An 11693-nucleotide genomic window follows, 5' to 3' on the forward strand; every position below is an offset into this window, starting at 1 on the left:
TTTTTCTTATTGATAATCTGTTGATAATTTGCTATTATAGAAGTAAACCTGTTGATAACTTAAATAAATTGTAGCCACAAATATAACAACTTATTCACAGGTTGTTGATAAGTTTGTGGATAAGTTGTTATTTCAGTGTTAATGGACCTATTTTATTTTTAAAAAACGGCGATAGGTCAATTTTTTTGTCGCATTTTTTATATACAGCTATTTTATCAACAGGACCTTGAAAACTGTTTTTTCAAAAAGCGATTTCAACAAAATTAAAAATTACTTATCCACAAAATAGTTGTGTCGATAATATAGTATGCCACCCTTTTTAATTAAATTATCCACATTATTCTTTAGCCTAGGAGGTCATACAATGTATGGTGATTACCGTCAAATTTGGGAGAGGATAGTAGAAGTTATAAAAAGTGAGCTAACCCCCACCAGCTACAATACTTGGCTTGTTCACATAAAGCCTTTAGCCTTTGCAGAAGACACCTTGTTTTTGAGCACTCCTAACACATTTACAAAAAATATAATAAATGGAAGATATATTAATATAATTTACGATGCAGCTTCCAAAGTCACAAATAGGTTTATAGAAATAAAGATACTTTCAGAAGACGAAGAAGAATACAGAGAGATAAAAGAGTCAATTGAAAGAGAAAATTCGTCCGAATCAACTCTTTTGTCTACTCTAAATCCAAAGTACACCTTCGACACATTTGTCGTAGGAAATAGCAATAAACTAGCCCATGCCGCATGCCTTGCAGTAGCTCAATCTCCAGCAAAAGCGTACAACCCTCTTTTCATTTATGGAGGAGTTGGACTTGGAAAAACTCACTTAATGCACGCTATAGGACACTTCATCAACAAGAACCACGCAGGTTACAAAATAATGTACGTAACGTCCGAAACGTTTACAAATGAGCTGGTAAACTCCATCAAGGACGATAAAAACGAAGAATTCCGCAATAAGTATAGAAATATTGATGTCCTACTAATAGATGATATTCAATTCATAGCAAATAAAGAACGAACTCAAGAGGAATTTTTCCATACATTTAATACCCTGTACGAAGCAAATAAGCAGATAGTTATATCAAGCGATAGACCCCCAAAAGAGATTCCGACTTTAGAAGAAAGGTTAAGGTCGAGGTTTGAATGGGGCCTTATAGCTGACATTCAGCCACCAGATTATGAAACTAGAGTGGCAATACTTAAGAAAAAAGCTCAATCAGAAAACCTCAATATCCCGGATGAAGTGCTAGCTTATGTTGCAGAAAAAATACAGTCAAACATAAGAGAATTGGAAGGAGCTTTAATAAGGATAGTTGCCTTTGCAACTCTTACAAAGTCAAACATAGACCTAGAGCTCACCAAGCATGCGTTAAAAGACATTGTGTCTAACAAAACAAGAGAAATAACAGTAAAGCTCATTCAAGAAGAAGTGTGCAAATATTACAACATAAAGTTAGAAGATTTTAGGTCAAGAAAGAGGACAAAAAATATCGCATATCCTAGGCAAATAGCTATGTACCTGGCAAGAGAACTCACAGACCTCTCTCTTCCAAAAATAGGAGAAGAATTTGGAAAAGACCACACCACGGTCATACACGCCTATGAAAAAATTTCAAATGAAATAAAGCAGGATGAATCCCTTGCAAGGCAGATTGAAGAACTTAAAAAAAGGATAAAAGGTTATTAACATATAAACAGGGATAACCTTGTTTATATGTTTTAAAATTCGCCTTCTGTGAATAATGTCGATAATTTTTAAAGTTTGTCCTCATTTTATCCACATTATTAAAACCACACATCACAACCTATAAATCTTATACTAACAAATTCACAATCTCTACTCTTACTACTACTAGATTTTGTTGTACAAAAATATTATATGCTAGGCCTTCAAAAAATATTCTCAAAAACAGGAGTGAAAAATATGAAATTTGTGTGTGATAAAAATTCATTGTTGGAAGGCGTCAATATAGCCATAAGGGGGGTATCCTCCCGTACCACCCTTCCCATATTGCAAGGAATAAAAATAACAGCAAGAGGCAATGTCATAAAGCTTTCAGGTACTGACCTCGAGATAGGGATAGAGTGTCAAATACCCGCAGTTATTGAAGAAGAGGGGGAGACAGTTGTTCCAGCAAGGATTTTTAGTGACCTCGTAAAAAAATTGCCTGAAGGAGAAGTGGAAGTAAAAAGCGATTCACAGAATACTGTAAATGTGGTTTCAGGAGACATAAACTTCTCAATTGCAGGAAGCAATCCAGAAGAATTTCCTGAAATACCTGAAGTATCAAGAGAAAAGTCATTTAAACTTCCCCAATCAATCCTCAAAGACTTGATAAAAAAGACAGTTTTTTGCGTCTCAGAAGAGCAGACTAGGCCAATTCTAACAGGGGTACTTTTTGAAGTATTTCCAAATGAGCTTAAAGCAGTGGCATTGGACGGATTTAGAATGGCCATATACTCTTATAAGTCGGAAAAGTCCTTTTTTGACGAAGAAGCGGAGAAGTACTCTCTTGTCATTCCGGGAGATACCATCGATGAAATTTCAAGGATATTGGAAGATGAAGAGACAGAGGTAATAATATACCACACTTCCAACCAGGTGCTTTTCCAGATTGATAACACTAAAGTCATCTCAAGGCTTCTTGAAGGGAGTTTTATAAACTACAACGCTGTGCTCCCTAAAGATTTTAAGACAGAGATCACTATAAATAAAGATGTGTTTATGGAAAGCCTTGAAAGGGCATCTCTAATTGCTGAGAGCAAGAACAATTTAGTAAAATTTGAAATAGGAGATAGCTTTATTGTGATTTCTTCAAGTTCGGAAAAAGGAAGTATGTCAGAAAAGTTGGAAGTGGAAGTTAAAGGAATGCTTCTAGAGATTGCTTTTAACTCTAGATATTTACTTGATGCGCTCAAGGCAATTAATGAAGAAGAAGTAAATCTTTACTTCATAAACAGCATAAATCCGCTAATAATAAAACCAGTGGGGGAAAAGGAATACCTCTACATGATACTGCCGGTGAAGCTTAACTAAGAGGTGTTATTTGATGATAGAGATTCCCATCAAAACAGAGTATATAACTTTGGGACAGTTTTTGAAGTATGCAAAGGTGTGCGATACAGGTGGACAAGCAAAGAGATTTATCCAAGAAGGAAAAGTAAAGGTAAACGGAGTTATAGAGCTTAAAAGAGGAAGGAAACTTTATAAAAATGATATAATTGAAGTGGAAGGAAAGACTTTTGTGATAAAGTGAGGAGTCCATCTTGTACTTAAAGGAAATTTTTGTAGACAATTTTAGAAATTTAAAAAAGCAAAAATTAGAATTCTGTGAAGGAGTCAATTTGATATATGGGCTAAATGCACAAGGGAAGAGCAATCTTTTAGAGGCAATAAGGCTTCTCAGCATGGGAAGGTCCTTCAGAGGAAGTAAAATGTCTGAGCTTGTGAAATTTGATGAAGAGTATTTTTACGTGAGAGGTCTAGTCAGAAGTGCGGATTTTTATGAAAAGAAAATAGAATTTGGGTATAAGGTAAATGGAAATAAGGTTATTAAAGTAAATGGCAATAAGTTAAAGAGCACAGGAGAGATTTTGGGGCACTTTTTGACAGTTATATTTTCCCCTGAGGACATAGAGATAATAAAAGAAGGGCCTTCCCGCAGAAGAAAATATTTAGATGCTTGCATTTCCGTCATTGACAAAAATTATTTTTTTGACCTTCTTCAGTACAATAAAACCCTATCTAACAGGAATAGCTTGCTTAAAAAGATAAAAGAAGAAGGAAAAGGAGAAGATTTATTGGAAATATTTGATGAAAAGCTGGCAGAGTATGGAGCTAGAATAATAAAGGTGAGAAATAATTACCTTGAGAAATTAAAAAATAGCATGTCAAAATTTTTAATGGAAATTTCTAATGAAAAGTTGGAAATCATATATTTAAACAGCGCAGGAGTAAAGGAAGTGCACGAAGAAAATCTCATAAGAGAAAAGTTAAAAAATAGGCTGACTAAAAGTTTGACCCTAGATTTAAAATATCTGTCTACACAAGTGGGTCCTCATAGGGAAGATTTTAAGATATTGATAAATGGATATGATTCTAGGGTGTATTCGTCACAAGGGCAGAAAAGGACAGCTGCCCTGTGCCTCAAGCTTTCAGAACTAGAGATTTTAGAAGAAGAGACTGGAGAAAAGCCTGTTTTGCTTTTGGATGACGTGATGTCGGAGTTGGACGATAACAGAAAGAAATACATTTTAAAAAAGCTTGAAGGCTTTCAGTCTTTTATCACCCACACTTCAAAGTCAGATGTAGAGGGAGACTGTTGTTTTAAAATTTATGATGGAATTGTCATGAGAGAATAGGGGGTTTTTTAAATGTACATTCATTTAGGTGGAGACGTAGTAGTACCGGACAAAGAAATCATCGGAATTTTTGACATGAATATTGTCTCTACTTCCTCCATAACCCTTCAATTTTTAAAGATTGCTGAAGAAGAGGGATTTGTTGTAAATATTTCGAAAGAAAAACCAAAATCTTTCATATTGACTGAAAGGGATAAAAAAAGTATCATTTATCTATCTCCTATCTCAGCTGTAACGCTGATAAAAAGAGCTCACAAAATATTCGAATGAGGAGGCTTAAGATGCTTCAAAGAACTGTTGAGGGAATTGTAGTTAGATCCGAAGGCAAAAAATTAGAGTTGAGAGTGATAACAGACAAGATAGTCAACATTTTTGTCACTGACAAGGAAGAAAAGAGAAGAGATACAATTGCCATAGAAAAGAAAAAATATGACATTCCTGATTTCAATGTAGAGGAAAGCAAAGACAAGGTGCTTGTACTTACAAAAGACCTCAAAGTAGAAATAGATAAAAAAACATTTTTTATCACCTTTAAAGATAAAGATGGCGATGTGATTAATGAAGATTACGGGGAAGGTGTAAAGTTAGGCGACTCAGAGGTTAGGTGTTATAAGAAGCTTAGAGAAGACCATTTTTACGGCTTTGGCGAAAAAGCTGGTTATCTTGATAAAAAAGGTGAAAAGTTTGAAATGTGGAATACTGACGAATTTATGACTCACAATCAAACTACCAAGCTTTTGTATGAGTCATATCCCTTTTTTATAGGAATGAATAAAAAGCATACGTATGGAATTTTTTTAGACAACAGCTTCAGAAGCTTTTTTAACATGGGAGAAGAAAGCGAAGAGTACTATTATTTTGGGGCATATGGAGGGCAGATGAATTATTACTTCATTTACGGAAATGACATAAAAGAGGTAGTAGAAAATTATACATATTTGACTGGAAGGATTGAACTTCCTCCTTTGTGGGCTTTAGGAAACCAGCAGAGCAGATACAGCTATACTCCTCAGGAGAAAGTGCTTGAAGTAGCTAAGACTTTCAGAGAAAAAGACATACCTTGTGATGTGATCTATTTAGACATAGACTATATGGAAGGGTATAGGGTTTTTACCTGGAACAAGGGTACTTTTAAAAATTATAAGGAAATGCTGAAAAATCTAAAGAGCATGGGATTTAAAGTAGTTACAATTGTTGACCCGGGAGTTAAAAGAGATTATGAGTATTTTGTTTATAGAGAAGGGATTGAAAATGATTATTTTGTCAAGGATAAGTATGGCATTACATATGTAGGAAAAGTGTGGCCTGGAGAGGCTTGCTTCCCAGATTTCCTGCAGGATAAGGTGAGGAAATGGTGGGGAGAAAAGATTGCTAATTTTGTAAGAGATGGAATCGATGGGATATGGAATGACATGAACGAACCAGCTGTTTTTGAAACTCCTACAAAAACTATGCCGGAAGATAATATCCATATTCTAGATGGGGAGAAAATAAGCCACAGAGAAGCTCACAATGTATATGCTAACTACATGGCTCTTGCGACTAAAGAAGGCCTTTTAAAGGAAAGAACTAATGAAAGGCCCTTTATCCTCACAAGAGCAGCATTTGCTGGAATACAGAGATATGCTGCCATGTGGACAGGAGATAATAGAAGCCTTTATGAGCACCTCCTCATGATGATGCCTATGCTTATGAACGTAGGTCTGTCTGGACAACCGTTTGCGGGAGCTGACGTAGGAGGGTTTGAGGGAGATTGCAGTGAAGAGCTTTTCATAAGGTGGATAGAAGCTGCTGTTTTTACTCCTTTTTTAAGAGTTCACTCTGCTATAGGGACGAAAGACCAAGAGCCGTGGTCTTTTGGAAAAAAGGCAGAGGATATTGCTAGAAAATTTATAAAAATAAGGTATGAGCTTTTGCCCTACATTTATGATTTGTTTTATGAAGCCTCGAAGAAGGGCTATCCTGTAATGAGACCTCTAGTTTTTGAGTATCAGGAGGATGAGAATACTCACAAAATTTATGACGAATTTATGCTTGGGCAAAATTTACTCATAGCTCCAGTATATCTCCCCTCCAAAGATAGAAGGGAAGTGTACTTGCCTTCAGGTATTTGGTATGACTATTTTATGGGAGAGAGGTACGAAGGGGGAAATTATTATTTAGTAGAAGCTCCCATCGATACAATTCCTGTTTTTGTAAAAGAAGGAGCTATAATTGTAAAACAAAAGCCCCTTTCATATGTGGAAGAAGATAGAATAGAGGAGAAGGTGGTTGAGATATATAGGGGAAATAGAGGAAGATATGTTCACTACGAGGATGATGGAAAAACCTTTGATTACAAGAAAGGAGTGTATAACCTCTTTGAGATAGAGTTTGAATACTTCGATGGAGAAATTGATATAAAATTCGATAAAGTGCACTTTGGGTATGAGGATGGAGCAAAAAAGTATAGATTTGTACTAAAGAATTTTGATGAGGTGAAAAAAGTCAAAATAAATGGAGAAGAAGTAGAAGAGTATGAGATTGTAGTGAAATAGGCTGCATAAAGGCAGCTTATTGGCTTGTTGACAAAGTTCCCCTTATTTAAGTGGCATTTTGTGTTAATGCTCCAGAGTTGCAAAGCGACTAAACTAAAGCTCGCTTAAGGGCTCAGGCGGTGTCCCGGCCAATTCGCCTTTCAGGCTCAGATGGCCGCTCGCTTTGCTCGCCCCGCCTTTGCTCCTTAAGCTCGCTAAGTTTAGTTACCGCTTTGGCAACAAGTCGCATTTACACACAAAATGCCACTTTTTTATTTTGTCAACAGTCTGATAGGCTGCATAGAGGCAGTTTATTTTTTCATAAATCTTTTTATAAAAGCTTCTTTTGCTCTTTGTTCAATGGAATCTTCCAGAGGTTCAAAATTTATTTTCCCGTATTTTCTAGAAAGAGCAGTTTCAATCAATATGTCAGCCATTTCCGGATTTTTGGGAAGAAGTGGGCCGTGCAAATATGTGCCGTAGACATTTTTGTATACACAGCCTTCTTTTTTATCTTCACCATTGTTTCCATATCCTATTATTACTGTGCCTAGAGGGCTACAATTTCTTAAAAAAGTCTTTCCTGAGTGATTTTCAAAGCCTACCAGGTAGAATTTTTTATTAAAAAGATGGGCTTCCACTACAATATTTCCAATTAATCTTTTATTACTTGCCACAGTGTAAGCATCTAAAATTCCAAGCCCTTCTATTTTATTTCCTTCTAAAGTCTTGTAATACTCTCCTAGAAGCTGGTACCCTCCGCATATTGCTAAAACTGGCATGCCGTCTTCTATTGCTTTTATTAAATTTTTCTTTTTACTTTTCAAATCTTCGCTTACTATTTTTTGCTCTCTGTCTGATCCTCCACCAAAAAATAAAAGGTCTATGTCTGCAAAGTTTTCATTTATTCCTGCCTTTATTTCCTTTATTTCTACATCAATTTTTCTCCATTCACATCTTTTTTTTAGAGCGATTATATTTCCCCTGTCACCGTATAAGTTTAAAAGGTCGGGATACATGTGGCCAATAGTTAGCTTCATTTTAATGCCCCCTGAGATTTGAGATATTTATTAAGGTCTTGTAAAGCAGTGTAATTTGGGAGAATTGCAATAAGCTCTTCTTTTGTTATATCCAAGATTTCTTTTACAGCTTCATTAAGTGGCATTATCTTTATTCTTTCAGTGTCAAAGCCAGCATATTTCACTCTTAAAGCCATGTCTTCTGCTCTTAGCCCTGAGGTTATTATGTGGTTTACTTTAGCTTTTGATAAGAATTCTTCTAAATTTACATCCCATAGCCAAGATACATCTCTTCCATCCGCATAGTTATCGTTTATTAAGATAAGAAGGTTTAGAGGTTTGTCAAATTGGGAGAGCATGTTTAATGTGCTTTCAAATCCTACGGGGTTTTTTATGAGATTTATTATAGCTTTTTTTCCTCTTATTTGGATTTTTTGTAGTCGTCCTTCTATAGGCCAGTAATTTTCTACTGCCTTTAAAATAGTAGAATCATCTAAATTAAGAAGCATTCCAGCAGATGTGGAAGCAAGGATGTTGTAAACATTGTATAAACCTACCAAGTTGCTTTTAACTGTAAAAATTTTATCTTTATAGGATAATTTAAACTTTATTCCATCTTCGCTTAAAAATATATCACTTGCTCTAAAATCAAGAGAAGGGCGTTTTTTACCGCAGTTTGGACAGTAGTAGTTTCCCAGGTGGCCGTAATATATCTTTTTGTATTCGTATTTTGTGCCACATACAGGGCAAAATTTTTGCTCAAAGGAAGAAGATTTGAGACTTTTTATATCATCCTCAATTCCATAGTATAGAACTTTTGCCTCTAAGTCCTCTCCTATAGAGGCAGTAAAAGGGTCATCTGCGTTTAAAAGGACAAAAGAATCTTTGGAAAGGTCTGAAAGAGCCTTTTTTACCTTATTTACAATAAGGTCTAATTCACCAAATCTGTCTAACTGGTCTCTAAAGAAGTTTGTGATTACAACCACATTTGGATTTATTTCATTTACCACAAAGCTCAAGTTTGCCTCATCTACTTCAAATACTGCGGCGTCTCTGTCTAGATTGCCCGTCAAACTACTGCTTTTTATAAGAGAAGTGGCTATTCCTGTTCTCATATTTGCCCCTTCTCTGTTGTGAACTACCTTTCTTCCGGAATAGGAAAGAAGGTGAGCTATAAGCCCTGAAGTAGTAGTTTTTCCATTAGTTCCGGTGACTATTACTTTGTTTTCTTTTAAAGGTTCTATCAGCTTTTTTATTAAGTGGTCATCTGCCATGAGGGCAATTTTACCTGGTAATGAAGTTCCTCCTTTGCCTGTAATTTTACAGGAGATGTTTACTAATTTTCCTATTGCTACCCCTAGCCCTTTCACTTTTTCCCCACCTTTAATAAACTTTATTTCCTACTTTTACTTCTCTTTCTGGCTGAAGTAAAACGACGTTTTCCTCTTTATCGTCAACGCCCAAAACTAATACTTCTGAAACGAAGTCTGCAATTTTTTTCGGAGGGAAATTGACAACACAGACTACTAAGCGGTTGTACAAGTCTTCTTTTTTGTAGAGCTTTGTTATTTGAGCGCTGGAGGTTTTTACGCCCAGCTCTCCAAAGTCTATTTTTAACTTGTAGGCTGGTTTTTTAGCTTTTGGGAAATCTTCCACTTCAATTATTCTTCCCACGCGTATGTCAAGTTTTAAAAAATCTTCATATGTGGCCATTGAATTCACCTCAATTTAAGTATATTATAATATAGGCAGATTTGTTAAGTATATTATAGTATAGGGAATAATAAAAATAAACATTTCCCGGGAAATTTTCTTTCAATTGAGCAATTTAAAAAAGAATGATAAAATAAAACTGTTGGATAAATTTTTGGAGGGCAGGACTATGGCAAAGGATGAAACTTACACTGCAAGTCAAATACAAATATTAGAAGGTTTGGAAGCTGTCAGAAAAAGGCCGGGGATGTATATAGGTTCTACTGGCAGCAGGGGATTACATCATCTGGTTTATGAAGTTGTTGACAACAGTATAGATGAAGCGCTGGCAGGCTACTGCAAAAATATAGTGGTAACTATTCACAAAGATAATTCAATTACAGTGGAAGACGATGGAAGAGGTATTCCAACAGATATACACCCAAAGGTTGGCAAGCCCGCAGTTGAAGTAGCCCTTACTATGCTTCACGCTGGAGGAAAATTTAATAACGATGCCTACAAGGTCTCTGGAGGGCTCCACGGCGTTGGTGTTTCTGTAGTTAATGCTTTGTCAGAGAGGTTAGAGGTAATAGTAAAGCAGAGGGGAAAGGTTTTTAGGCAGGTGTATGAAAGAGGAGTGCCAAAGACTCCTCTTGAAGTGATAGGGGAAACTGAAGAGACAGGGACTATTATTACTTTTAAACCTGATAAGGAAATTTTTGAAGAAATTGTATTTGATTATGATATTTTAGCCCAGAGATTGAGAGAATTGGCTTTTTTAAACAAGGGCATAAATATAAAGCTTATAGATGAGAGAGATGGAAAGGAAGAAGTCTTCAATTACGAAGGGGGCCTTATAGCTTTTGTAAAGTATTTGAACAGAAATAAAGAAGTCCTCCACGAAGAGCCGATATACATGGAAGCAAAGAACACCGATTATGAAGTAGAAGTGTGCATGCAGTATAATGATAGTTACAATGAGAACATATACAGCTTTGCCAATAATATTGACACAAAAGAAGGAGGAACACACTTAATAGGCTTTAAATCAGCTTTAACCAAAGTGATAAACGATTATGCTAAAAAGTATGGGATGATAAAGGACGGAGAAAAAAATCTGCAGGGAGAGGATGTAAGAGAGGGCCTTACTGCTATAGTCAGCGTGAAGCTTAAAAATCCGCAGTTTGAAGGGCAGACAAAGACGAGGCTCGGAAATCCTGAGATGAGGTCTATTGTCGAAGGAGTAGTTACAGAAAAACTCTCTGCTTACCTTGAGGAAAATCCTTCTGTTGCCAGAATAATTGTTGAAAAGGCTCTGCAGGCTGCAAGAGCAAGAGAAGCAGCAAGAAAGGCGAGAGAACTGACAAGAAGGAAATCAGCTCTTGAAAATACAGCCCTGCCAGGAAAACTGGCGGACTGCTCAGAGAAAGACCCTTCAAAATGCGAGCTTTTCATAGTAGAAGGAGACTCGGCAGGAGGTTCTGCTAAGGCAGGCAGAAACAGTAGATTCCAGGCAATACTCCCTTTAAGAGGTAAGATTTTAAATGTGGAAAAAGCTCGACTTGATAAAATTTTCTCTAACGAAGAAATTCGCTCTATAATAACTGCTCTTGGAACTGGAATTGGAGAGGATTTTGATATAAGCAAGTTAAGGTATCACAAAGTGATTATAATGACAGATGCCGATGTGGACGGAAGCCACATAAGAACGCTTCTTCTCACATTTTTCTTCAGATTTATGAAGCCACTTATTGAAAATGGACATATATACATTGCTCAACCGCCCTTGTATAAAATTACAAAGGGTAAGAAGGTCTACTACGCTTATTCGGACAGGGAATTGGATAAAATTTTGAGTGAGATTGGGAGAGAAAACATTGTAGTGCAAAGGTACAAAGGTTTAGGTGAAATGAATGCAGACCAGCTCTGGGAAACTACAATGGACCCAGAAAAAAGGACAATGCTTAAAGTCACCCTTGAGGACGCCATTGCTGCCGATGAAATTTTTACTATACTGATGGGAGACAAAGTAGAGCCCAGAAGAGAATTTATAGAAAAATATGCTAAGACAGTAAGGAATTTGGATATATGAAGA

At 36.2% G+C, this 11693-nt stretch carries 10 protein-coding genes; 7 read left to right on the forward strand and 3 right to left on the reverse strand.

Going from position 1 to position 11693, the window contains the following annotated elements; translation table 11 throughout:
- Positions 1-364 precede the first annotated feature (364 nt).
- The 6 genes from dnaA (at position 365) to TTE_RS00035 (ending at position 6908) form a co-directional block, all read left to right on the forward strand.
- Entirely contained in the window at positions 365-1696 is a 1332-nt protein-coding gene (dnaA, locus tag TTE_RS00010) for a chromosomal replication initiator protein DnaA (protein WP_011024539.1), read from the forward strand.
- 237 nt (positions 1697-1933) lie between these two features.
- The gene (dnaN, locus tag TTE_RS00015) at positions 1934-3046 is read left to right on the forward strand and encodes a DNA polymerase III subunit beta (RefSeq protein WP_011024540.1); all 1113 of its coding nucleotides are present in this window, start codon (positions 1934-1936) and stop codon (positions 3044-3046) included.
- Between the two features lie 13 nt (positions 3047-3059).
- Complete coding sequence (gene yaaA / locus TTE_RS00020; protein ID WP_011024541.1) at positions 3060-3266, forward strand: S4 domain-containing protein YaaA; 207 nt, start codon at positions 3060-3062, stop codon at positions 3264-3266.
- A gap of 10 nt (positions 3267-3276) precedes the next feature.
- Positions 3277-4371, forward strand: a complete 1095-nt coding sequence (gene recF, locus TTE_RS00025) for a DNA replication/repair protein RecF (RefSeq protein WP_009610502.1) — start codon at positions 3277-3279, stop codon at positions 4369-4371.
- Between the two features lie 12 nt (positions 4372-4383).
- The gene (gene remB, locus TTE_RS00030) at positions 4384-4641 is read left to right on the forward strand and encodes an extracellular matrix regulator RemB (RefSeq protein WP_011024542.1); all 258 of its coding nucleotides are present in this window, start codon (positions 4384-4386) and stop codon (positions 4639-4641) included.
- Positions 4642-4652: 11 nt separating this feature from the next.
- Positions 4653-6908, forward strand: a complete 2256-nt coding sequence (locus tag TTE_RS00035; RefSeq protein ID WP_011024543.1) for a glycoside hydrolase family 31 protein — start codon at positions 4653-4655, stop codon at positions 6906-6908.
- A gap of 290 nt (positions 6909-7198) precedes the next feature.
- On the opposite strand, the gene TTE_RS00040 is transcribed toward TTE_RS00035, so the two are convergent.
- Genes TTE_RS00040 through TTE_RS00050 form a run of 3 tightly spaced genes read right to left on the reverse strand, consistent with a single transcriptional unit; the run spans position 7199 to position 9619 of the window.
- Entirely contained in the window at positions 7199-7927 is a 729-nt protein-coding gene (locus TTE_RS00040; RefSeq protein WP_011024544.1) for a type 1 glutamine amidotransferase, read from the reverse strand.
- Positions 7924-9276, reverse strand: coding sequence for a Mur ligase family protein (locus TTE_RS00045; RefSeq protein WP_009610495.1), 1353 nt, complete (start codon positions 9274-9276; stop codon positions 7924-7926). The genes TTE_RS00040 and TTE_RS00045 overlap by 4 nt, the downstream gene beginning before the upstream one ends.
- 13 nt (positions 9277-9289) lie before the next feature.
- A complete protein-coding gene (locus TTE_RS00050) occupies positions 9290-9619 on the reverse strand; it encodes a tRNA-binding protein (protein ID WP_011024545.1) in 330 nt (109 codons plus the stop codon).
- A gap of 169 nt (positions 9620-9788) precedes the next feature.
- Between TTE_RS00050 and gyrB the strand changes: the two genes are divergently transcribed.
- A complete protein-coding gene (gene gyrB / locus TTE_RS00055) occupies positions 9789-11690 on the forward strand; it encodes a DNA topoisomerase (ATP-hydrolyzing) subunit B (RefSeq protein WP_041587071.1) in 1902 nt (633 codons plus the stop codon).
- Positions 11691-11693 lie beyond the last annotated feature (3 nt).

This window comes from Caldanaerobacter subterraneus subsp. tengcongensis MB4, assembly GCF_000007085.1.
GTDB lineage: Bacteria > Bacillota > Thermoanaerobacteria > Thermoanaerobacterales > Thermoanaerobacteraceae > Thermoanaerobacter > Thermoanaerobacter subterraneus.

What these genes read in the sequence shown, in the direction of transcription:
- dnaA (WP_011024539.1), top strand. Translation starts at nt 365, where the DNA reads ATGTATGGTGATTACCGTCAAATTTGGGAGAGGATAGTAGAAGTTATA.
- gyrB (WP_041587071.1), top strand. Translation starts at nt 9,789, where the DNA reads ATGGCAAAGGATGAAACTTACACTGCAAGTCAAATACAAATATTAGAA.
- dnaN (WP_011024540.1), top strand. Translation starts at nt 1,934, where the DNA reads ATGAAATTTGTGTGTGATAAAAATTCATTGTTGGAAGGCGTCAATATA.
- yaaA (WP_011024541.1), top strand. Translation starts at nt 3,060, where the DNA reads ATGATAGAGATTCCCATCAAAACAGAGTATATAACTTTGGGACAGTTT.
- TTE_RS00035 (WP_011024543.1), top strand. Translation starts at nt 4,653, where the DNA reads ATGCTTCAAAGAACTGTTGAGGGAATTGTAGTTAGATCCGAAGGCAAA.
- TTE_RS00050 (WP_011024545.1), bottom strand. Translation starts at nt 9,619, where the DNA reads ATGGCCACATATGAAGATTTTTTAAAACTTGACATACGCGTGGGAAGA.
- remB (WP_011024542.1), top strand. Translation starts at nt 4,384, where the DNA reads ATGTACATTCATTTAGGTGGAGACGTAGTAGTACCGGACAAAGAAATC.
- TTE_RS00040 (WP_011024544.1), bottom strand. Translation starts at nt 7,927, where the DNA reads ATGAAGCTAACTATTGGCCACATGTATCCCGACCTTTTAAACTTATAC.